Consider the following 23,498-nt stretch of genomic DNA (forward strand, 5'->3'; position numbering starts at 1 on the left):
TCGCCTTGCTGATTGCCCGGTGGATCAGGATTTCTCGCGGGAAGTGAGCCGGCCGGCGTGGGAAACGCACCCGGGAAAGAGGGCGGAGGACATGCGCCTCCGGTGCGTTTTCGGCGGGGCCCTATTCCGGGAGGCCTGTCCGGCCCAGGGCTTTTTCGAGCTTTTCGCGGGCCCAGAGGGGCAGGTGGGCGTGGGCGGCCATGACGCGCCGGATCGTCAGCGTCGGATCGAGCGCCGTCAGCCGGGCCAGGATATTGGTCCGCGCGGTGCCTGTCTCCTCGCCGGTCAGCGCCACGAGGTGATATACCAGCGCGGACGGGAGCTGCGGATAGAGGGCGGCGACCATTCGGCCACATTTGCTTGCCTCCTGGGGCAGGTCGAGCAGGAAGAGATAGAGAGCCGCGCCGGGGTCGGTCGCGATGCTGAGCGGCTGGGCGTTGCCCGATACGCGATAATGCCGCATCAGCTCGCGCGCCGTTTCCAGTTGCCCGTTCATCAGGGCCAGCAGGGCCTGGAGTGCCCGATACGGCGCGAACCAGGCTTGGTCGTGCTGCTCGTCGGCGATCTTGAAGGCGGACAGCAGGGCTTCGGCCGTGTCGGCGTGGCCGGGGATATGGCTGTAGACAAACGCGAGCAGAAAATTGCGGCTAAGATTGTTTTGCGAAAGAACGGCGGCGTGCTGCGCCGCCGCCAGGGCACGTGCCACGCCCGTCGTGTAGTCGTCCTGAAGGAAGGCGCCGGCGCGCGTGATTTCCGTCACCGCGCGGGCGAGGGCCACGAGCGGCTGGGTCGGGCCGAGCCATTCCGCGAGTTTCAGCAGGGTTTCGGCGTCATGCAATGCCTGGTGGTTCGCCTGCAACAGCGTGCTCAGCGCCCGGGCCGCCAGTTGGTCGGGCGTCAATGTCTGGACGCTGCGTTTGAGCAGGGACCTGGCATTGCGCAGGACGGCCGTCCATTGGGCCGACAGCACAGCGCGGGCGAGCAGGGGCATCGCGACGCCGGGATGCTGCCTGATGTTTGGGGGCAGGGCGGTGCGCACGGTCCAGATCATTTCGCCGCCATGCTGCATGTCGATCAGGCGCAGTTGCAGGATCGGGGGAAGCCGCATGCCGTCGTCGCCGGGGTGCAGGACGCCCGTACACAGAAAGTCTATCTGCTTTCGCTCGACAAGGGACTCGATCCAGTCCGCGAGATTCTCCGTGCCGCCGTGCGAATGGCGCGGGACGACCAGCGTAAAGACGTCGGAGCCCACGAACAGCACGTTGAGCTGGCTTCCGAATTCGTCGGCCAGGGCCGTGAATGACGGATCTTTCGTCTCGATCGGCATCATGGCGAGGGTGAGGGCGCGCACTTTCTGCACCGGAGCGTGGGGCGGCTGCTCGCCATCCGCATGCGGCGCGGAGGGAGGCACTTCGGTCGCTGGGGAGGGCGGCGGGCGGCGGAAGGCTTCCAGCGCCGAGTCGGGCTCTTTCCAGGGGGAACTGCCGGGAGAGAAGGCGCGGAACGGATTGGCGGCGCCGTTCGGCACCCGGGTCCCGTGGAGACCCGTGTCGCCATCATTGTCGGGGGAGAGCCTGCCCGGGGTGACCGGAGCCGGTGGCAGGAAGATGCCCGTCGGATCCTCAAGGTTTGTTCGGGCGGGTGTCATGAGACCCTGAATGTGGCGGGAAAGCCGGGCCCGCTGGGTCTGGAGCCAGAGGTCGAAGGCCGGGTCGATTCCGTTCAGGTCGATGAACAGCATTTCCTCCGGCTCGATCGCCTCGTCCAGCGCATCCAGGCCGCGGCTATAGATCTCTTCGACATCGACCGATGTCAGGTCCGGCTTGAGCGTCAATGTATGCCGCCCGATGTCGATGATTTCGTTTCCGAAAGGTTGGAGCGCGTCGAGCAGGCGATGGATTTCCTGCCGCAGCGAGGCGCGCGCGAGATCGGTCGGGCGGCGGCTCCATAGAAGCTCTGTCAGGCGCTGGCGCATGACCGGCTTGCGGTTGGACAACGCGAGGATGGCCAGCAGCCCGCGGGTCCTGCGCGCGCCGGCGGGAAGGATATTCTCGCCCGTCGCGGTCGTGGCGACCATGTGCCCGATCAGACGAATTTTCAGGATGTTTTCTGCCTGGCTCGTCACGTCAGCGCGCACCCCCTGCTCGGGACGCGCGATAGGCGCTTCCGCGTCGTGCCGCGACGGGAACGGCAAGAAAGACGGGCTGCACGTCATGTTCCTTTCCTGCGCCACGACCGGAATGGGGAGCGTCGCGCCTTGTCGATGAACAAGCCGGTATCTCCGGCGTGCCGGAGACGTCTTGGAACGATACGACCGTTATAAGGTCGTTTTGTGGCAGGCCGCCCGCTGCCGCCGGTCGTGGGGCGCGCCGGGTCGCGTGGGTCCTGAAAGGCCGTTCCGTGCCCGCCGCCATCGGTGATCCGGTGGGACTTTCCGCCGTTATGTCAGGCTTGTCGACCATGGTCGCCTCTGTTCCTTTCCCCAGCTTGTTGCTGCCCGGTTCCGCTTGTCGCCGACGGCCTTGCGTGGCGCCCGGCCTCACCGCCCGAGAACAACGCCCGGTCTGGAGAAAAGACGCCGGACGCCCCGCGATATAAGGAATGTCAAGTTTTGTCGTTCCACGGCGCGGTAAAATATCATCGTTAAAAAACTATTATTCAAGCGGGAAAGCCCGGCGGGGCCGCGACCGTGTTCGCCGGGAGCGGAAATGGATACTCGCGTTCTCGTGAGCGATCCGCCGAACGGGGGGTGCGTACTGCAATATCCCTGACGGATAAATGGAATGATTTCCGTTCGGAAACTATATTTTAACCAACGAATAACGAAAAATACCCTGTATAAATACTTTCGTTAATTGTGAAAAGTACATTAACCATTGTTTTTATATTGCGTCATTTGATCCAAGGCAGGCAACGTCTGGACTGTACCGGAGAGATGACGATCGGGTTTTGGATCATGCTGATCCAACATGACTGACAGTTTCATTCTTCGCTGATGACGAGGTGCTGATATGTCTGCTCTGAAACAAGAGGACTATATGGGGACCGTCTTTCTCGCGGACGATGCGACGGTGGTCGTTCCTTATCCGGGATTGATGGGCGGACGGTGCGCCAGGCCCGAAAGCGCCACGCCGATCCGGGACCCGCGCAAGCGCGCGATGGATATCGTGATCTCGGCGACGATGCTGTTCCTGGCCATGCCCGTGATGCTGGCGATCGCCGTGCTGGTCCGCCGGGATGGCGGGGCCGCGTTGTTCGGCCATGACCGGATTGGCGAGAACGGGCGGGTTTTCCGCTGCCTCAAGTTCAGAAGCATGGCCGTCAATGCCGACGAACTGTTGAAGACGCTTCTCGCGAACGACGAGAGCGCGCGCGCGGAATGGAACGAGACGCAGAAGCTGCGCCGCGATCCGCGTATCACGCGGCTGGGCCGCTTCCTGCGCGCGACCAGCCTGGACGAACTGCCCCAATTGCTGAACATCCTGCGCGGTGACATGAGCCTGGTCGGGCCGCGCCCGATCGTGCGGGCCGAAATCGAGCGCTATGGCGACAATATCGCCTATTATTACGCGACCCGGCCCGGCCTGACGGGGCTCTGGCAGGTCAGCGGGCGTAGCAACACCAGTTACGCGCGCCGGGTGGCACTCGATAGCACCTATGTCCGGCAATGGACGTTTCGCAAGGATGTCCTGATCCTCCTGAAAACGATCCCCGCCGTGCTGCGGCACGACGGCGCGCATTAGGAGTGCCCATGACATGACAATGCTGTCTGTCCGCGACGAATCATTCGTCGCCCCGTCGCATTCGCCGCATGCGGCGAATGCGGCGGAACAAATGCCGCTCGGGAACGCCCTGGTCGTCGTGCGGCGGCGGAAATGGACCGCGCTGCTGATCACGGCCGGACTGTTCATGCCGCTGGCGGGTGTGATCCTGTATCTCCCGCGCTATTACGAGACTCAGGCCTCGCTCCTCGTGGATACGGGAAAGAGCGAATTCACCGATCTTCAGGCCCATGGCGGCGCCGTGACCGGCGACACCCTGATGATCCGCAGCCAGACCGACATCCTGCTGTCGCGGGACATGGCGGGGAAGGTGGTCGATCGGATCGATCTGATCCACCGGCCCGAGCTTCAGAAGCTGATTCATCCGCCGCCGCCGTCCAGGCTGATGGTGATGATCGATGCGGTCCGGCACCGGCTGGGCATCGATCGGGCCCCGTTCGTGCCGCTTTCGCCCGAAGAGCAGCGTCAGGTCGCGATCGGCTGGCTGCTGGGGCATGTGCAGATCCGCAATGACGGCCGCTCGTACATCCTCGCCGTCAGCGCCAAGACGAACGACGCGGCGCTGAGCGCCCGGATCGTCAATACCTATGCCGCCGCCTATCTGGATTTCATGCGGGACCTCAAGATCACGACCGTGGCCCATGCCCATGAATGGCTGAACGAGCAGATCGGCACCCTGCGGTCACGCGTGGCCGAGGCGGAAGGCCGGGTGGAGGAGTTCCGCCGGGCGCATGGCCTGGTGCTGAGCCAGGAAGTCTCGCGCGATGGCGACCAGACGACCCTGACCGGCCGCCGGATGAGCCGGGTCGATATCGCCTTGACCGAGGCGTCCAACAAGCTTGCCGAGCAGCAGAGCGCGTATGACCAGGTGCTGGAGGCGCAGCGGAGCGGATCGCTGGGGGCGTTGCCCGCCGTGGTGGCGTCGCCGCTGATCCAGCAACTGTCGGCGGCGCTCGCCGAACTGGAAAGGCAGCGGGCGCCGCTGGCGGTGACCGACATGTCGGCCAGTCCGCGCCTGCGCCAGATCGATTCCGCGATCGCCGGGTTGCGGGCGCGGATCGGTGCCGAGCAGGGCCGGATCGCCGGCAGCCTGCGCGCCCAGTTGAACGCGACGCGCGCGCAGGTGGCGACGCTGGAGGGGCGGGTGCGCGACCTGAAGGGCGCCGTCGCGGGCGAGAACGTGGCCGAGGTGCAGCTTCGCCAGCTTGTCAGCGAGGCGGACGCCGCCCAGGTGGTCTATCGCGACTATCTGACCCGTTTCGAACAGACGTCGGCCCAGGCGGCGATGCAGGAGCCTGACGCGGTCCTTATCTCGAACGCGGAGATCCCGCTCGGTCCGTCCGGGCCGCACCGGGGACAGTTGCTCGGCGCGGCCGGTCTGCTCTCGTTCGCGGTGGGCTGTTTCGGTGTCATCGTGCTGGAACGGCTGCGGCCGGGCGTGCGGACGCTGGAGCAGCTCGAACAGCGGACGACGCTCTTTCCGCTGGGTGTCGTGCCCTTCGCGGGGCGGGAGCGCCGGGCACTGCTGGAATACCGGACCTCGTCCTACACGCTCTCGGTCGATCATATCTGCAACATGCTGCTGCATGGCGACGAGCGGTTTCGCGCGCAGGCGGTCCTTGTGACCTCCGCCGTGCCGGGGGAAGGCAAGACGTTTCTTTCGGTGGCGCTGGCGGCGAGTATCGCGCGCAATAACGGGCGGGCGCTGATCATCGACGCGGATATCCGCCGCAACCAGGTCGGCCTGTCGCTGCGTCCCGGATTTCGTCCGCCGTCGGGGCTGGGGCCGTCCCGCCTGCCGGAGGTCACCCGGGACATCATGCAGAATGTCGACCTGATCACGTTGCGCGGCAAGGCGCCCGGCGGGCTGAATCCGCATTTCGACCTGAAACAGCTCGGGGCGGTCATTGCCGAGGCGCGCGGCCGCTATGACCTGATCCTGGTCGATATGCCGCCGGTGCTGGTCATTCCGGACGCCGCCTCCGCCGGGCGGCTGGTGGACGGCGCGATCATGGCCGTGCGCTGGCAGCGGACCGAGATGGATGCCGTGCAGACCGCGCTGCGGCGGCTCCAGGCCTACGGGGTGCGCATCCTGGGCGGCATCCTGACCCAGGCGGACATGAACGACCTCGGCCGGGACCGTGGCATGCAGACCTATCTGGTGCAGGATCCGGGCAATTATGGCCACGCATGACGCGCGGGGCCTCCCCGTCCATCTGAATGGCCGGTTCCTGCGACAGACGCTGAGTGGCGTCCAGCGCTTCGCGATCGAGATTTCCGCGGGGCTGGCGCGGCGGGGGGCCATTTCGGACATCGTGGTTCCTCCCTCCGGAGCGGAGGGAGGAGACGCGGCGGCGGAGCTGGGACAGGTTCCGGTGCGGACCGTCGGCTTCGGGCGTGGACATCTGTGGGAGCAGACCGTCCTGCCGTGGGTGACGTCCGACGGGCTGCTGGTCAATCTGGGCAATACGGCGCCGCTGCTGGCGCGCCGGCAGATCGTCGTGATCCATGATTGCGGCTGGGCGAGCGTGCCGGAAGCCTATTCCGCGCGCTTTCGGGCGATCTATCGCGTGATGCAGGCGGGACTGGTCGCGCGGCGGGTACGGATCGTCACCGTGTCGGAATTCTCGCGGCGCGAGATCATGCAGCATCTGGGCGCGCCGGCCGGACAGGTCTCGGTGATTCCGGAGGGCGGCGAGCATATCCGGGCCGTGCCGGCCGACCACACGGTCCTGGCTGCGAACGACCTGCTGCCCGGGCGCTATGTGCTGGTGGTGGGCAACCTGGTCGCGCACAAGAACCTGCGCATCCTGGCGAAGCTGGGCCAGGCGCTGGAGGCGCGCGGCTGCGTGCTGGCGATCGCGGGCGCGCGGCGGGAGGGGATTTTTCAGCAGCAGGGCGGCGAGGACATGCCGCGGGCCGCGCGCTATCTCGGCCGGGTGTCCGACGGGGCCCTGCGCGCGCTGTACGAGCACGCCGCCTGTTTCGTGTTTCCCTCGCGCTATGAGGGGTTCGGGCTGCCGGCGGTCGAGGCGATGGCCTGCGCCTGCCCCGTCGTTGCGAGTGATATCCCGGTCCTGCGCGAAGTCTGCGGCGAGGCGGCGCTGTTCGCCGACCCGTTCTCGCAGGAGGCGTTCGTGCGGCAGGTTCTGCGCGTCTTCGACGAAGACGGGCTGGCAGGGCGGCTGCGCGACGCCGGGGCCACGCGGCTGCTGCGCTATAACTGGGTGCAGGCCAGCGCCGCCATGGCCGGACTGATCGACGCCGCGCGGCATGCCGCCCCGGCGCATGTTCGTCATCCCTCCAGCATGGAGCCATCCACATGATGCGCAGTTCGCGTTCCGCGCCGACCCCCAGGGTTGCCGTGATCCATGAATGGCTCGAGAAACATGCGGGATCGGAGCATGTACTGGAGCAGATCCTGCTTTGCTATCCGTCGGCGGATGTCTTCGTGGTCGCGGATTTCATGGAGGAGAAACATCGCGGGTTTCTCAAGGGACATACCGTCCGGACATCGTTCATCCAGAAACTTCCTTTTGCACGGAAACATTTCCGAAAATTTCTCGGGCTGATGCCGCTGGCGGTCGAGCAGTTCGACCTGACGGACTACGACCTGGTGATCTCCAGCCATCACGCGGTGGCGAAGGGGGTCATTACCGGGCCGGACCAGCTTCATGTCAGTTACGTCCATAGCCCGATGCGCTACGCGTGGGATTTGCAGGCGCGCTATCTGGAGGAACGGCGGTTGGGATGGGGTGGCCTGGGCCTGTACACGCGCTGGCTGCTCCACCGGATGCGCAACTGGGACGCGCGATCGGCCGCCGGCGTGGACCTGTTCGTTGCCAATTCGCGCTATATCGCCCGGCGGGTGCAGAAGGCGTGGCGTCGCGAGGCGCTGGTCCTGAATCCGCCGGTCGCGGTCGAGCGGTTTCGGCCCGCAGCCGAGCGGCAGGATTTCTACCTCGTCGTCTCGCGCTTCGTGCCGTACAAGCGGATCGACCTGATCGCCGAAGCGTTTGCCAGGATGCCCGAGCGCAGGCTCGTCATCGTCGGGGAGGGTGAGGGCGAGGACGCGATCCGGGCCGCCGCCGCCGGTTGCGCGAATATCGAGATCCGCGCGCCCGTGCGCCTCGACGAACTCGTGGGGCTGATGGGGCGTGCCCGCGCCTTCGTCTTTGCCGCCGCCGAGGATTTCGGGATCGTCATGGCCGAGGCGCAGGCCTGTGGTACGCCGGTCATCGCCTATGGTGTGGGGGGCGCGTGCGACATCGTGATCGACGATGACGGAACCGATGCCACCGGCCTGCTTTTTTTCGAACAGACGGCGGACGCGATCGTCGCGGCGGTGCGAAGATTCGAGCAGAAGCGTCATCTGGTCAGCGCCGAAGCCTGTCGCGCCAATGCGCTGCGGTTCTCGGAGGAGGAATTTCGTCGGCGTTTCGTGGAAATCGTCGACGAGGCGCTGGCCGCGCGGGTCTCGCCTCGCGCCGGGCCGCCGGAGCGGATCCGAAGGGCGGGGAGTGAAGGCGACGTGGTTACGGACACGTGGGCCCGGCGGCATCATGGACTGAAAGACGAAGTGCTATGAACGTCTTTTCTCAGCCACGCAGGACGATCATCCATCTGTCGAAACATTGCGGACGCGGGAACGGCAACGTCCATGTGGCGGTCGACTTGGCCTGCGAGCAGGCGAGGGCTGGGCACACGGTGTATTTCGGCAGCGCCGGGGGAACGTTCGTCCGGCTGCTGGAGCGCGAGGGCGTCCATCATGTGACGATGCCGCAGGACCAGAAGAAGCCGCTCGCGATGGCGCGCAGCGCGCTGGCGCTGACGCGGCTGTGCCGTGCCGTCCGGGCGGACATGATCCATGCCCATATGATGGGCGGCGCGCTGGTCGGCTTTGCCGCGTCGCGTCTGGCGGGGGTGCCGCTGGTGACGACGGTGCATAATTCCTTCGACTGGCATTCGGTTCTGATGCGGCTGGGCGACAGGATTATCGCCGTCAGCGAGGCCGAGCGGCAGGCGCTCGTCAAGCGCGGCTTTCCGCCGACGCGAACGCGGGTGGTGTGGAATGCGCCGGTTGCCTCCGCCCGGATGAACGCGCTCGCGCCGGCGAGCGCGGCGGGAGAGGCGCCGAAGCTGCGGCATCCGAACATCACGCTGATCTGCGGCCTGCATGGGCGCAAGGGCATTTTCGACGTGATCGAAGCCGCCGCCGCGACCTTGCCGTCGATGCCGGACTGGACGCTCTATATCGCCGGGGAGGGGCCGGATCGCGCGGCGCTGGAGGCGCAGGTGGCGGCGCGCGGCCTGTCCGAGCGGGTCGTCTTTCTGGGCTATGTGGAAAATCCTGAGGCGCTTTATGGCCAGACCGATATCTTCGTCCTGGCCTCCTACGCCGAACCGGGCAGCCTGACGATCGGCGAGGCCCGCGCCGCCGGTTGCGCGATCGTCGCGACGGCGGTCGGCGGGACGCCCGAAATGCTGGAATTCGGCGCGGCGGGGTGTCTGGTCCCGCCCGGGCGGCCCGCCATCCTGGCCCAGGAACTGGACCGGATCATGCGGGACCCGGCCCAGCGGGCGGCGATGGGATATGCCGCGCGGAAGGGGGCCGACATCTTCGACGTGCGGCGGCTGGTGCCGGACTATATGGGCATCTACGAGGAAGTCATCAGGAAGGAGCCGCACGCGGCGGATATCGTCTCCCGGCATCCTCATTTCGGAACGTGATGGCGCATGTCTGAAACGGAGAAGCCGGCGAATATCGGCACGCGCGCGGCGGCGGGCGCGGCGTTGATGGTGGTGGCACGCCTGACGACGCGCCTGATCGACCTGGGCAGCATGCTGGTGCTGACGCGCATTCTGCTGCCCGCCGATTTCGGGCTGGTGGCGATTGCCGCCAGCCTGTGCGCCCTGATGGAATCGGTGCTGGAACTGCCGATCAACCAGGCGTTGCTGCGGCTGCCGGTGATCGAGCGCGCGCATTACGACACCGCCTTTACGATCGGCCTGATCCGGGGGGGCGTGCTGACGGGCATCCTGGGGGCCTGCGCGATTCCCGCCGCGCATTTCTACCATGATGCGCGGCTGGCGCCGCTGATCTTCTTTCTGTCGTTCAGTCCGTTTATGCGGGGAATCATGAGCCCGCGCATGGCGGCGTTCCAGAAGCAGCTCAGCTTCTGGCGCGATTTCGCCATCGAACTGTCGGGCAAGGGGATCAGCTTCGTCTTCGGGACCGCGCTGGCCATCCTGACGCACAGCTATTGGGCGCTGGCGTTCAGCACCGTGATGTATTCCGGTGCGATGATGGCGCAGTCCTACAGTTTCGCGCCGTATCGTCCGCGCTTGAGCCTGCGTGAGCTTTCCGTCTTTTCGGGCTTCGCCGGGTGGATGACGGTGGCGCAGATCGTCAGTGCCCTGAACTGGCAGTTCGAACGGCTGCTGCTGGGCAAGGTGGTGAATCGCAGTGCGCTGGGGCTGTTCGCCACCGCCGGCGATATCACCAATATTCCTTTCTTCGCCCTGTTCGGCCCGATGGCGCGGCCGGTCATGGCGGCCTTTGCCCATGTCGGGGACGACAGGGAGCGGCTGGCCGCCAGCTACCAGAAAGCGTCGGTGGCGATGGCGACGGTCGGGCTGCCGCTGCTGATCGGCGAAAGCCTGGTCTCGGACAGCACGGTGCGGGTGGTCGTGGGGGCCAACTGGGCGGGGGCGGGACCGATGGTTCATTGGCTGGCGTTGAGCCTGACGCCCGCCGTGTTCACGCTCGCGAGCTATCCGCTGCTGATGGCCTTCGGGCGGACGAAGACCATCCTGCGCCGCAACCTGCTGGAATTCGCGGTCAAGCTGCCGCTGGTGGTCGCGGGCGTGCTGTGGGCCGGCTTCTGGGGCGTGATCGCCGCGCGGTTCGTCTCCGAATTCGCTTCGAACATATATGGACTTTTCCTGGTGCGTGGCCTGACGGGCCTGAGTGTCCGCCACCAGATCCTGGGATGGAAACGCAGCGTCGGTGCGTCCGTGGTCATGGTGCTGGCGGTCGAGGGGCTGAAGAGGCTTCTGCCGCCCGCCGATACGCTCGGGCATGCCGCCGCCGGGCTGATGGCGTGTGGCGCCGTCGGAGCCTGCGCTTATGCGGGTGCCCTGCTGGCTCTGTGGTCCGTCGCGCGGCGGCCCGACGGGATTGAGAGACTGGTCGTTGACCGGATGGGTCATGCGCTGGTCATAATAAGGACAAAGACGGCAGGCATGTTTCGCAAGGCTGCGCCTGCCGGGATCCAGGGGACGGACTTGTCTGCTCCGGTGGGCGATTATCGCAACCAGTGAGCGAGGCGTCGTCATGCCTGTCGGAAACCATTTTTGCCGTGTCGCGTTTTCCGCCGGGGATGTGCCGTCGACCGTTTGACGCGGATGGAGCGTTATAAAGACGTTATCATGGTAATCGTGATCCATCGATGTTTGATCGATCGCGCTGGTATCGGTAATCATGATGAAATGGTGCTGGTCCGTATCGGATCTTCAGAAATGGGGTTGGGAGTGCAAGAGCCGATGCGCATCGCGGAATCCGCCCAGACCGCAGGCCTGCCCTCGGGCATGCCGAGACACTGTGTCTGCTACACACCGGACCAGTCCTATCTCTTTCCTACTTTCGTGAGCGCGGTGCAGGCGCGACGGCACACGTCGCGCCATCTGGCGGATATCGTCATCATCGCCTTCGGGATCGACCCGGTGGCCGCCGCTGTGTTCGCCGAGGCCTGCGCGCGCGCCGATATCAGGTTCATGAACCGGAGCGAGGCCGATATCCATGGCGCGCCTGCGATGCTGGCGCGCCTGTTCCTGGCGGAGCTGCTTCCGGAACATTATGAGTATTTCCTCTATGTGGACGGTGATACCCAGGTCGAGGCGTCGCTGGACGATCTGCTGACCATGCACCTGCCACATGGGATGTTCCGTGCCGCGGCCGACCCCATGACCTTCGCATGCGACGATACCGATCGGCATGGGCGTGGCATCGCGGCGCATTTCGCCTCTCTCGGCCTGTCGCCTTCGGAGGCGCGGCGGTATTTCAATACCGGGGTGATCCATGCGGAACGGCAGGGCTGGGCGCGGATCGGCGCGGAGGCGTGGAAGCTCTTTTCCGGCAAGGCGGGGTCGCGCTTTCCCGACCAGGACGTGCTGAACCTCGTCGGGCTGCCGTATTGCCTGCCGATGTCGCTGGCATGGAATTTCCCGGCCTATATGTACAATGCGCGCGTGGCCTCGCTGATCGGGCCGCGGATCGTCCACTATATGGCGCAGCCCAAACCCTGGAACGGCGCCTTTCCACCATGGAACCATGGCGGCTGGAAGGCCTATGGCGAGGTGGCGGCGCGGTTTCCGGAGACGGCGCCATATTGGCGCCGGAACGGGCGGGCCAAATGGGTGCGATATCATCTCCAGCAGCGCTACAGACGGGTTACGGAGACGTTCACGTGGGCTCTCAGCGTGAAGCGGGAGCGGATCCTGGCCTATGAGCGCGGTCTGAAGCAGGTGGAGAGCGCCCAGGAACCGCCCGATCGGGCGAGGAGCCAGCCGGTGCTGGCGCCTTCCGTCGGGGCGTCATTCTGATATCGGCGTTATTGGAAACCGTCCGCGCATGATCGGGCGGAACGGGGCATGGCGCGGCCTTCTACTGACAATAGGGGCGGCGTGTGCTACTGGTTTTTTCATGCTGCGCCATGGGGTTCCGGCAGCGCGGCGGCCCGACCGGGAAGGGCCTGTGCCCGGCATGGAATTCCACGAATGGATGAAGCACGAGGAGCATGCGATGTCTGACACGACCCTTCCGATGATCGGCACGAAAGTCGCCAGCACGACCCGGATCGTTCCGGTCATCCTGTCCGGCGGGACGGGCAGCCGGCTGTGGCCGCTGTCGCGGGCCAGCTATCCGAAACAGCTCTGGTCGCTGGTCGGCGCGCGCACGATGCTACAGGAAACGGCCAGCCGGGGTGTCGGCGCGATGTTCGAGGCGCCGATCGTGCTGTGCAACAACGACCATCGCTTCCTGATCGCCGAGCAATTGCGCGAGGCGGGGATCGAGCAGGCGCGGATCGTGCTGGAACCCGCCGGGCGCAACTCCGCCGCCGCCATCGCCGCCGCCGCCCTGCTGGTCGCCGAGACCGACCCGGATGCCGTGCTGTGGATCATGGCCGCCGATGCCGTGATCACGCGGCCGGAAACGCTGGAGCAGCTTCTGCCGGCCGCCGCCGCCGCCGCGCAGCGCGGTCATATCGTCGTCTTCGGCATGCACCCGACGCGGCCCGAGACCGGCTATGGTTATATCGAGGCCGGCAGGGCGCTGCCGGGCGTGCCCGAGGCCAGCGTCGTCGCCGGGTTTATCGAGAAGCCGGACGCGGCGACCGCCGCCGAGCTGGTGGAATCGGGAAAATACATGTGGAATTCGGGAATGTTCGTCTTCACGGCCCGCACGTTGCTCGACGAGATGGAGGCCCACGCCCCGGCGGTGCTGGCGCCTGTCCGCCAGGCCGTGGAACGGCGCGCCAGCGACCTGATCTTCCAGCGTCTCGATGCCGCGTCGTTCCTGTCCACGCCGGATATTTCCTTCGACTATGCCGTCATGGAACATACCGACCATGCCGCCGTCATCGCGGGGGATTTCGGGTGGACCGATATCGGGAGCTGGGACGCGCTGTGGGACATCGGCACCAAGGATGCCGGGGGGAATGTCACGCAGGGGCATGTGTGCCTGGAATCGGTCCATGACAGCTATGTCCGCTCGGACGATCTGCTGACCGCCGTGGTCGGCGTCGACGATGTGGTGGTGGTCGCGACCCGCGATGCCGTCCTGGTCACGCAGCGCAGCCGGGCGCAGGACGTGAAGAAGATCGTGGCCCGGCTACAGGCGCAGGGCCGCAAGGAGGCCGAGGCGCATAATCGCTGCTATCGCCCGTGGGGCTTCTATGAGAGCCTGATCCAGGACGCGCGCTTCCAGGTCAAGCGCATCGTCGTGCTGCCGGGCGAGAAACTGTCGCTCCAGAAGCATTATCATCGCGCCGAGCATTGGGTGGTCGTCAGCGGCGTGGCCCTGGTGACGCGCAATGAGGAACGGATTACCGTCCACGAGAACGAGAGTATCTACCTGCCGCAGGAATGCACGCACCGGATGGAAAATCCCGGCCGGATCCCGCTGGTGCTGATCGAGATCCAGACCGGATCGTATCTGGGCGAGGACGATATCATCCGCTTCGAGGACACCTACAACCGGACCTGACGGCCGGTGAGACAGAGAAGGTCAAGACTTATGACAGAGCGATCCCGTTTTCTGGTGACCGGCGGCGCGGGCTATGTGGGCAGCCATGTCGTCTTCGCGTTGCGGGACGCCGGCCATGATGTGGTCGTGTTCGACAATCTGCGCACCGGGCACCGGGAGGCGGTCCCCGACGGCGTGACGTTCGTCGAGGGGGATCTGGCGGATCGCGCACTGGTCGACAGCGTCCTGGCTCGTGGACCGTGGGACGGCGTGCTGCATTTCGCGGCGCTGTCGCTGGTGGGCGAAAGCATGCAGCATCCGCTGCGCTACATGGAAGCCAATGCGGGGTTGGGCTTTACCCTGATCGATGCCTGCGTCCGCCATGGCGTGAGGCGTTTCGTCTTTTCCTCGACCGCGGCGCTGTTCGGCCAGACCGACGATGCGCTGATTACCGAGGAGACGCCGATCATACCCGGATCGCCCTATGGCGAAAGCAAGCATATGGTCGAGCGGGCGCTGCTGTGGGCCGACCGGATTCATGGTCTGCGCAGTGCCTGCCTGCGGTATTTCAATGCCGCCGGGGCCGACCCCGATGGGCGGATCGGCGAGGACCATCGCCCCGAGACGCATCTGATCCCGCTGGTGATCGATGCGGCGCTGGGGCGGCGGGACGCGCTGCACCTGTTCGGCGACGATTATGCCACCCCCGACGGTACCTGTGTCCGCGACTATATCCATGTCACGGACCTGGCGCAGGCGCATCTGGCGGCGCTGGACGTCATTCATGATCGCAGCGTGGTCTATAATGTCGGTACCGGGTCCGGCCATTCGAATATGGAGGTGATCCGCAGCGTCGAGCGGGTGACCGGGCGCACGGTGCCCTGGCGCCTGGCCCCCCGCCGCCCGGGAGACCCGGCCCGGCTGGTCGCGGGGGCCGAGCGGCTACGGCGGGAGACCGGCTGGACCCCGCGTTTCGTCGCGCTCGACGAGATCGTGGCGACGGCGTATCGCTGGCGCCTGGCGCATCCCGAGGGGTACGACACCGTGCCTGCCCTGGGAGAGATGGCGTGAGGCTGAGCGCGCGCAACCAGATCAGGGGCACGGTTACGGCGGTGACCAAGGGGCAGACCACCGGGCATGTGACGATCGATATCGGGGGTGGGGTCGTGATAACCTCGGCGATTACCAACGAGGCGATCGACGATCTTGGCCTGGTGTTGGGCGACGAGGCGTATGCCGTGATCAAGGCGTCGGACGTGATGGTGGGAAAATAGACCTTATTTCCACATGGCGCGCAGTCGGGCGGCCATGTCGATGCGCACCTGCCTGGCCGCTTCCTGGCGTGTCGCGTCCTCGGGCGGGACGAGCGGCCAGGCGCGGGTTTCGAAGAGCGGCAGCATGTCCTGGCCGATGAAGCGGGTGCGCGCGGCATAGACATGGCGGTCGCCCAGGCCGTGCTGCCCGTGAATGTGGAAACGCTGCGGCACGATCAGGTCGAGGGAGTCCCTCGCCCGGGTCATGGCGACGTAGAGCAGGCGGCGTTCCTCGTCGATTTCCTCGGTCTCGCCGGTGCCGAGGTCGGAGGGGATGCAGCCATCGACGGTGTTCAGCACGAAGACGCCGCGCCATTCCTGCCCCTTGGCGGAATGGATGGTGGAGAGGATCAGATAATCCTCGTCCAGTCGCGGGACGCCGGCCTGGTCGCTGGTGGCGTCCGGCGGGTCCAGCGTCAGGTCGGTGAGGAAGCGCTCGCGCGACGGGTAGCCGCCCGCGATCTGCTCCAGTTGCCGCAGGTCGGCCAGGCGGGTGGCCGCGCCCTCGTGCAATCGTTCCAGGTGGGGTTCGTACCAGTGGCGGATCAGGCCGATTTCGGACGGCCAGCCGGCGGTGCGGGTCCGCAGGCCCTGTGTCATGGCCACGAAGCCCGTCCAGCCTGCGCCGGCGCGGGCCGGGGGCGTGGCGTGGGCCAGGGTCGCGAGGGGATCCGGCGTGGCCTGCATGGCATCCAGCACCCGCCGGGCGGAAGTCGGGCCGACGCCGGGCAGCAATTGCATGACCCGGAAGCCGGCGACCCGGTCGCGCGGGTTTTCCGCGAAGCGCAGCATGGCCAGCACGTCCTTGACATGGGCGCTGTCGAGGAATTTCAGGCCGCCGAACTTCACGAACGGGATGTTGTGCCGGGTCAGTTCGACTTCCAGTGACCCGCTATGGTGCGAGGCCCGGAACAGCACTGCCTGCTGCTTCAGAGCCGTACCCTGTTCCCGCTCTTCCAGCACGCGTTGGACGATATAGCGGGCTTGGTCGGCGTCGTCCTTCACGCAGACCAAGCGGGGCAGGGCCTCGGATTCCCGGTCGGTCCAGAGGGTCTTGGCAAAGCGTTCGGACGCCTGCTCGATCACCGCGTTGGCGGCGGCGAGGATCGGCTGGGTGGAGCGGTAGTTCCGGTCGAGGGTCAGGACGGTGGCCGGAATGGGAAAAGCGGACGGGAAATCGAGGATGTTGCGCACCGTCGCGGACCGGAAGGCATAGATGCTCTGGGCGTCGTCGCCGACGACGGTCATGCCTGTGCCATCGGGTTTCATGCCCAGCAGGATCGTGGCCTGCAAGCGGTTGGTGTCCTGATATTCGTCGACCAGCACATGGTCCCAGGTGTCGCCGATTTGGGCCGCCAGCACCGGATCGCCCATCATCTGTGCCCAGACCAGCAGTAGATCGTCATAATCCAGCACGTTCTGGGCCTGCTTGGCCGCCACGTAGGCGCCGAACAGGGTTTTAAGCTGTTCCTGCCAGCCTGCGCACCATGGGTAATGTTTCAGCAGCACGTCGCCCAGCGGTTGTTCGGCATTGATCGCGCGGGAATAGATCGCCAGGCAGGTATTTTTGGTCGGGAAGCGGCTTTCGGTCTTGGAAAAACCCAGTTCGTGCCGGGTCAGGTTCATCAGGTCGGCGGAATCCTCGCGGTCGTGGATCGAGAAGGCCGGGTCGAGGCCGATCTGTTCGGCATGGGCGCGGATGATCCGGGCACCGATGCCGTGGAAGGTGCCGGTCCAAGCCAGGGCGTCGGCCATCGGGCCGGCCCTGTTGCCCAGTACCTGGGCGCAGATGCGCCCGACCCGTCGCGCCATCTCGGCACTGGCGCGGCGGGAGAAGGTCATCAGCAGGATGCGGCGGGGATCGGCGCCGTTGACGATGAGGTGCGCGACGCGGTGGGCCAGCGTGCTGGTCTTGCCCGATCCGGCCCCGGCGATGACCAGAAGCGGGGGCGCGCCGGTGGTGGTGCCCTGGGCGACGCCGTGCGTCACGGCGGCCCGTTGCGCGTCGTTCAGCCTGTCGAGATATCTGTCGCCCACGATTGGTCCCGTACCTTCCTGAAAATCGGATCGTCGCCCGATGCCGGTCCATAGTGTCCGCCATGAGGCGGCGCGGATCAAATGTCGCGGGGCGGCGCGAAAATCGTTGACGCCTGTTCCGTTAAGGAACAAATAGAGAACATAATCGCCCGTCCACCGGTTGGGAAGCCCCGGTGAGGGCAACAATGGATGGATCGTCCCGCCGCATGCCCGCATCCGAACCCCGTCCCGCGCTGGAGGTGCTGCGGGCGCAGATCAGCCGCCTGGAGGGGCGGGTCGGGCGAAGGCGGGCGTTGCTGCCGTTCGGCCTGCGGGAGATCGACAGCCGCCTGCCGGGCGGCGGGTTGGCGCTGGGGGCGCTGCATGAGGTGGCGGGCGGGGGGCGCGATGCCCTGCATGCCGCGGCGGCGGCGCAGTTTTCCGCCGGGATCGCGGCCCGCACGCGGGGCAAGGTGCTGTGGATCGTCACCCGCCAGGATCTGTTCGCGCCCGGGCTGATGCAGGCGGGGCTGCCGGGACGGCGGGTGATTTATGTCCAGGCCCGGTCGGATGTCGATGTGCTGGCCTGTTTCGAGGAGGGGCTGCGGCATGGCGGGCTGGGGGCCGTGGTGGCCGAGGTGGCGCGGCTGCCGATGACGGCATCGCGCCGCCTGCAACTGGCGGCCGAGATGTCGGGCACGCTGGGCATGGCGATCCGGCGGTGGCGGCGGCCGGCCGGGGCGTCGGATTTCGGCCAGCCGACGGCCAGCGTCACGCGCTGGCGGGTGTCGGTGCTGCCGTCGACCGCGCTGCCGGTGCCCGGCGTGGGGCGGGCGCGCTGGCGGCTGGAGCTGATCCGGGCGCGGGCCGGGGAGGCGGCGGTGTTTGACGTGGAGGCCTGTGATGGAGAGGGGAGACTGGCCCAGGGCCGGCTTGTCGCGGATCGTTTCGCTGTACCTGCCGTTCTGGCCGACGGACCGGGCCAGGAAGCGGCCTGGCGCGCCCGCGCCTGACGCGCCGTTGGCGCTGGCGGGGCGCGCGGGACGGCGCCGGGTCGTGCTGTCGGTCGATCTGGCCGCGCGCAGGGCGGGATTGCGGCCCGGCACGCCGGTGACCAAGGCGCGGGCGCTGTACCCCGACCTGACCGTCCTGGAGGCCGATCCGCAGGGGGATCGCGACGGGCTGGAGGCGCTGGCGCTGTGGTTGCAGCGCCGCATCGCCCCTATCGTGGCGACCGATCCGCCGGATGGGATCGTGCTGGATACGTCCGGGGCCGATCACCTGCATGGCGGGGAGGCGGCGATGCTGGCGGCGATGGTCGCGCGGCTGCGGGAGAGCGGGATGAGCGCCCGGGTGGCCGTCGCCGATACGCTGGGGGCCGCCCACGCGCTGGTGCGCCATGGCCGGGCGCGGATGGTGGTCGTGCCGCCCGGCGAGGGTGGGGCCGCGATGGCGGACCTGCCGGTCGCGGGGCTGCGCCTGCCCGACGATATCGTCGAGGGGTTGCGGGCGCTGGGGGTGTCGCGGATCGGTGCGCTGGCCGGGATGCCGCGCGCGCCGCTGGCCCTGCGTTTCGGCCCCGAGGTCGCGCGCCGGCTGGACCAGGCGTTCGGGCGGGTGGGGGAGGCCATCGTGCCTGTCCGGCCCGTCGATCCGGTGGCGGTCAGCCGGAATTTCGCCGAGCCGATCGGGGCGGCCGAGACGATCGCGCGGATGATCGGCGCGCTGGTGCCGCCGCTGTGCCGGATGCTGGAGGAGCGCGGGCAGGGGGCGCGGTGTCTCGACCTGCTGCTGCACCGGGTGGACAGTCGCGCCGAGGCGATCCGGGTGGCGACCGCCCGGCCGGTGCGCGATGCCGGACGGCTGGCCCGGCTGTTGTGCGAGAAGATCGAGACCATCGACCCCGGTTTCGGGATCGAGCGCATGGTGCTGACGGCCGTGCGGGCCGAGCCGATGGGCGCGCGGCAGGCCCTGTCGCTGCTCGGCGAGACGGAGGAGGCCGATATTTCGGGCCTGATCGACGTGCTGGCCAACCGGGTCGGCGCGGGGGCGCTGTATCGCTTGGCCCCGGTCGAGAGCGACATTCCCGAACGGTCCTTGCGCCGCGTGCCCGCGCTGGCGCCGGATGAGGCACGGGACTGGCCGGACCACTGGCCGCGCCCGGCGCGCCTGCTGCCCCGGCCAGAGCCGGTGCAGGCGATGGCCGAACTGCCCGACCAGCCGCCGGTCTTCTTCATTTGGCGGGGTGTCCGGCGGACGGTGCGGTGTGCGGACGGGCCGGAGCGGGTGTTCGGCGAATGGTGGAAGGAGGACGGCGAACTGACCACCGCCCGCGATTATTTCCGGGTGGAGGATATGGGGGGCGAGCGGTTCTGGCTCTATCGCGCCGGTGACGGGGAACATGGCGAGACCGGGTCGCAGGGCTGGTTCGTGCATGGGATCTTCGGATGAGCCGCTATGCCGAATTGCAGGTGACGAGCCATTTTTCCTTCCTGCGCGGGGCGTCGTCGCCGGCGGAGCTGTTCGGGCGGGCGAAGGCGCTGGGGATCGAGGCGCTGGGGCTGTGCGACCGCCATACGCTGGCCGGTATGGTGCAGGCCCATGTGGCGGCGAAGGAGGCCGGGGTCCGGCTGGTGGTCGGCTGTCGCCTCGACCTGGCCGATTTTTCGCCCGTGCTGGTCTATCCGACCGATCGGGCCGCCTATGGCCGGCTGTGCCGCCTGCTGAGTCTGGGCAAGGCGCGGGCGGGCAAGGGTGGGTGCCATCTGCTGTGGGAGGACCTGGTGGCCTGGGGGGAGGGGCTGATCGTCCTGCTGGTGCCGGATGGGGCGGATCCGGCGTGTGCGCGGGATCTGCGCGCGCTGAAGGCTGTATTCGGGGATCGTGCCCATATGGCGCTGACCCTGCGGCGGCGGCCCAACGACCAGGTGCGCCTGCATGAACTGGCCGGACTGGCGCATCGGGCGGGGGTGCCGACGGTGGCGACCAACGATGTGCTGTTCCATACCCATGACCGGCGCATCATGCAGGATGTCGTGACCTGCATCCGGCATAATACCACCATCGACGAGGCCGGCTTCGCGCGCGAGCGGCATGCCGACCGCTATCTGAAGCCGCCCCACGAGATGGCGCGCCTGTTCGGCCGCTATCCCGAGGCGATCGGGCGCACGGTCGGGATCGTGGCGCGCTGCGCCTTCAGCCTGGACGATCTGGCCTACCAGTATCCCGACGAGGTGTCGGTGCCGGGGCGGACGCCGCAGCAGGCGCTGGAGGAATTGACGTGGGATGAGGCCGAACGAACCTATCCCCAGGGCATTCCCGATCCGGTCCGGAAAAGCCTGGCGCATGAACTGGCCCTGATCGGGCGCATGAACTACGCGCCCTATTTCCTGACCGTGAACAGCATCGTCCGCCATGCCCGCTCGCGGGATATTCTGTGCCAGGGACGGGGATCAGCGGCCAACAGCGCGGTCTGCTATGTGCTGGGGATTACCGCCATCGACCCGGCGCGCAACAACCTGCTGTTCGAGCGGTTCGTATCGGAGGCGCGGGGCGAGCCGCCGGATATCGATGTCGATTTCGAGCATGCGCGGCGCGAGGAGGTGATCCAGTGGGTCTACGGCCATTATGGCCGCGACCGGGCGGCCCTGACGGCGGTGGTGATCCGCTATCGCGCCAAGGGGGCGTTGCGGGATGTGGGCAAGGTCATGGGCCTGCCCGAGGACCTGATCGGCGCCTTGTCCGGCCAGATCTGGGGCTGGTCGAAACATGCGGACCCCGAGCTGTTCAGGGAGACCGGCATCGACCTGTCGGACCGGCGCATCCGGCTGACGCTGGACCTGGCATGTTGCCTGGTCGGCGTGCCGCGGCATCTGTCGCAGCATCCGGGCGGGTTCGTGCTGACCCATGACCGGCTGGACGAGCTGGTGCCGGTGGAGCCGGCGGCGATGGACGACCGGCAGATCATCGAATGGGACAAGGACGATATCGATGTGCTGAAATTCATGAAGGTCGATTGCCTGGCGCTGGGCATGCTGACCTGTATGAAGAAGGGGCTCGACCTGCTGGCCGCGCACAAGGGGCAGCACTTCACGCTTGCGAGCATTCCGGCCGAGGATGCCGCGACCTATGCCATGATCCGAAAGGCGGATACGATCGGGGTGTTCCAGATCGAATCCCGCGCGCAGATGTCCATGCTGCCGCGCCTGAAGCCGCGTACATTCTATGATCTGGTCATCGAGGTTGCCATTGTCCGCCCGGGACCGATCCAGGGGGATATGGTCCATCCGTATCTTCGCCGCCGCGAGGGGCTGGAGAAGGAGGAGTATCCGACGCCGGAATTGCGGTATGTCCTGGAAAAGACGCTCGGGATCCCGTTATTTCAGGAGCAGGCGATGCAGGTGGCGATGGTCTGTGCCGGATTTTCGGCGGCGGAGGCGGACCAGCTCCGGCGGGCGATGGCCACGTTCAAACATACCGGCACGATCTCGAAGTTCCAGACAAGGCTGATCGAGGGGATGAAGGAGAAGAACTATCCCGAGGCGTTCGCGCAGCGGATCTACCAGCAGTTGGAAGGGTTTGGATCGTACGGTTTTCCAGAGAGCCATGCGGCAAGTTTCGCGATCCTGGCCTATTCCTCGTCCTGGATGAAATGCAGGCATCCCGATGTGTTCCTGGCCGCGTTGCTCAATTCCCAGCCGATGGGGTTCTATGCGCCGGCCCAGTTGGTGCGGGACGCGCGCGAGCATGGGGTGGAGGTGCGGCCCGTCTGCATCAACGCCTCGCGCTGGGACAGCACGCTGGAAGGGCCGGCGACGGAAAAAGGGTATCTTGCCGTTCGGCTGGGCATGAGCCTGGTCAGGGGACTGAGCGACAGGGATGCGGCCGGCATCGTGGGAGCCCGGGGGGATCGGCCATTCGCTTCCGTCGACGATTTGTGGCGCAGGGCGGGGGTGAGGGTGGCGGCGCTGACGCATCTGGCCGAAGCCGATGCGTTCCGGCCCAGCCTGGGCCTGCCACGGCGCGAGGCGCTGTGGGCGATCAGGGCGCTGCGCGACGAGCCCCTGCCGCTGTTCGCGGCGGCCTCTGCTGCGCGGGAGGCGGAGGAGCCCGCCGTGAGGCTTCAGCCCATGCGTGCGGGGGCCGAGGTGACGCGGGATTACAACCGGATCGGCCTGAGCCTGCGCGACCACCCCGTTGCCTTTCTGCGCGACGATCTGCGCGGGATGGGGATCGTGCCATGCCGGCATGCCATGGAGGCCAGGGATGGCAGGCGTTTGACGGCAGCCGGCCTGGTGCTGGTGCGCCAGCGCCCCGGCTCGGCCGAGGGCGTGGTGTTCCTGACGCTTGAAGACGAAACCAGTGCGCTGAACGTCATCATATGGCGCGACCTGTTCGAGACATATCGCAGGCGGGTCATGTCGGGGCAGATGCTTGCCGTGATGGGCAGCGTGCAGAAAGAAGGGGAGGTCGTGCATCTGGTGGCACGCGAGATCACGGATCTTTCCGACCTGCTGGCCGATGTGGGAAACAGGGGAGCGGGCCTGGGGAATGGGGCGGGCGAGGGAGAAAAAACGGAAAAGATGGTTGTGAGATCGAGGGATTTTCATTAAATCCTATTAGATATCGGTGCAATCTGCGGCTGCGGCGAGGTGAAGGATAGCATTGAATGATGTTTCAGATCCCCCCACAGGCACGTATGACACCGGCGGTGATGAAATGGTTCGCAGAAGTACTACAGGTCTGTGTCTCAAGCCGCGAAGATCTGGAAATTCTGTTCAGAGGCTTCTGTTGCGCTTACAATCATCGCCCACGGCGCGTTCTGGGCGGCACGGCTCCCGCCCAATACATCATGTGGTGGCTTGAAAAACATCCTGCGTCCCGTAATCCAGACTATGTCAAACCGGCTGGTCGTGGCATCCCGAAACAGGTCGACGAAATCCTTGATTACGCCAATGACGTCTCCCAACATGACAGCAGCCCGCTACAGGAAGCCTTGTAGAGTTGTTAGCGTGACCGATCGGTTTCCCATGAGGTGGAGCCGGAAAATCGGACAGGGTGTTAAGCTCATCCCGACCTGAAGGAATGGACGGGAATGAAGACGACGAGAAAGCGCTACAGCGCGGAGTTCAAAGCGAAGGT

15 protein-coding genes and 1 pseudogene are annotated in these 23,498 nt (G+C 66.6%); 14 read left to right on the top strand and 2 right to left on the bottom strand.

Annotation, left to right across the window (positions count from 1 at the left end):
• Positions 1-121: 121 nt before the first annotated feature.
• Positions 122-2,215, bottom strand: a complete 2,094-nt coding sequence (locus HLH48_RS10290) for an AfsR/SARP family transcriptional regulator (protein WP_182997422.1) — start codon at positions 2,213-2,215, stop codon at positions 122-124.
• Positions 2,216-3,011: 796 nt separating this feature from the next.
• Here HLH48_RS10290 and HLH48_RS10295 point away from each other — a divergent pair.
• The 10 genes from HLH48_RS10295 (at position 3,012) to HLH48_RS10340 (ending at position 15,302) form a co-directional block, all read left to right on the top strand.
• Positions 3,012-3,743, top strand: a complete 732-nt coding sequence (locus HLH48_RS10295; protein WP_182997423.1) for a sugar transferase — start codon at positions 3,012-3,014, stop codon at positions 3,741-3,743.
• A gap of 13 nt (positions 3,744-3,756) precedes the next feature.
• Positions 3,757-5,976, top strand: a complete 2,220-nt coding sequence (locus tag HLH48_RS10300) for a GumC family protein (RefSeq protein WP_182997424.1) — start codon at positions 3,757-3,759, stop codon at positions 5,974-5,976.
• Positions 5,963-7,108: a glycosyltransferase family 4 protein gene (locus HLH48_RS10305; RefSeq protein WP_182997425.1), complete on the top strand. Its 1,146-nt coding sequence runs from the start codon at positions 5,963-5,965 to the stop codon at positions 7,106-7,108. The genes HLH48_RS10300 and HLH48_RS10305 overlap by 14 nt, the downstream gene beginning before the upstream one ends.
• On the top strand, positions 7,105-8,370 hold the full coding sequence (locus HLH48_RS10310) for a glycosyltransferase (RefSeq protein ID WP_246387216.1): 1,266 nt from the start codon (positions 7,105-7,107) through the stop codon (positions 8,368-8,370). The genes HLH48_RS10305 and HLH48_RS10310 overlap by 4 nt, the downstream gene beginning before the upstream one ends.
• Positions 8,367-9,512, top strand: coding sequence for a glycosyltransferase family 4 protein (locus HLH48_RS10315; RefSeq protein ID WP_182997426.1), 1,146 nt, complete (start codon positions 8,367-8,369; stop codon positions 9,510-9,512). Before HLH48_RS10310 ends, HLH48_RS10315 begins: the two co-directional genes overlap by 4 nt.
• Before the next feature lie 6 nt (positions 9,513-9,518).
• Positions 9,519-11,105 (top strand): lipopolysaccharide biosynthesis protein, encoded by a 1,587-nt coding sequence (locus HLH48_RS10320; protein ID WP_182997427.1) that lies wholly within the window; start codon positions 9,519-9,521, stop codon positions 11,103-11,105.
• A 222-nt stretch (positions 11,106-11,327) separates the two neighbouring features.
• A complete protein-coding gene (locus HLH48_RS10325) occupies positions 11,328-12,386 on the top strand; it encodes a glycosyltransferase family 8 protein (protein ID WP_182997428.1) in 1,059 nt (352 codons plus the stop codon).
• A gap of 199 nt (positions 12,387-12,585) precedes the next feature.
• The gene (locus HLH48_RS10330; RefSeq protein WP_182997429.1) at positions 12,586-14,049 is read left to right on the top strand and encodes a mannose-1-phosphate guanylyltransferase/mannose-6-phosphate isomerase; all 1,464 of its coding nucleotides are present in this window, start codon (positions 12,586-12,588) and stop codon (positions 14,047-14,049) included.
• 30 nt (positions 14,050-14,079) lie between these two features.
• On the top strand, positions 14,080-15,099 hold the full coding sequence (galE, locus tag HLH48_RS10335) for a UDP-glucose 4-epimerase GalE (protein WP_182997430.1): 1,020 nt from the start codon (positions 14,080-14,082) through the stop codon (positions 15,097-15,099).
• Positions 15,096-15,302 carry a TOBE domain-containing protein gene (locus tag HLH48_RS10340; protein ID WP_182997431.1) on the top strand — a complete coding sequence of 69 codons (207 nt, stop codon included), beginning with the start codon at positions 15,096-15,098 and terminating at the stop codon, positions 15,300-15,302. Before galE ends, HLH48_RS10340 begins: the two co-directional genes overlap by 4 nt.
• Positions 15,303-15,305: 3 nt before the next feature.
• Here the strand turns inward: HLH48_RS10340 and HLH48_RS10345 are convergent, their stop codons facing one another.
• The gene (locus tag HLH48_RS10345; protein ID WP_264813485.1) at positions 15,306-17,378 is read right to left on the bottom strand and encodes an ATP-dependent helicase; all 2,073 of its coding nucleotides are present in this window, start codon (positions 17,376-17,378) and stop codon (positions 15,306-15,308) included.
• A gap of 206 nt (positions 17,379-17,584) precedes the next feature.
• Here HLH48_RS10345 and HLH48_RS10350 point away from each other — a divergent pair, with 206 nt between their 5' ends.
• From HLH48_RS10350 to HLH48_RS10365, 4 genes and pseudogenes are all read left to right on the top strand, one after another.
• Entirely contained in the window at positions 17,585-18,370 is a 786-nt protein-coding gene (locus HLH48_RS10350; RefSeq protein ID WP_182997433.1) for an ImuA family protein, read from the top strand.
• Entirely contained in the window at positions 18,261-19,808 is a 1,548-nt protein-coding gene (locus HLH48_RS10355) for a Y-family DNA polymerase (RefSeq protein ID WP_182997434.1), read from the top strand. The genes HLH48_RS10350 and HLH48_RS10355 overlap by 110 nt, the downstream gene beginning before the upstream one ends.
• Positions 19,805-22,969 (top strand): error-prone DNA polymerase, encoded by a 3,165-nt coding sequence (locus HLH48_RS10360; protein ID WP_182997435.1) that lies wholly within the window; start codon positions 19,805-19,807, stop codon positions 22,967-22,969. Before HLH48_RS10355 ends, HLH48_RS10360 begins: the two co-directional genes overlap by 4 nt.
• 116 nt (positions 22,970-23,085) lie before the next feature.
• Positions 23,086-23,358 (top strand): annotated as a pseudogene (locus tag HLH48_RS10365) (IS481 family transposase); the annotation flags it as partial.
• Positions 23,359-23,498: the final 140 nt, after the last annotated feature.

The organism is Gluconacetobacter sacchari (assembly GCF_014174255.1).
GTDB classification, from domain to species: Bacteria; Pseudomonadota; Alphaproteobacteria; order Acetobacterales; family Acetobacteraceae; genus Gluconacetobacter; species Gluconacetobacter sacchari.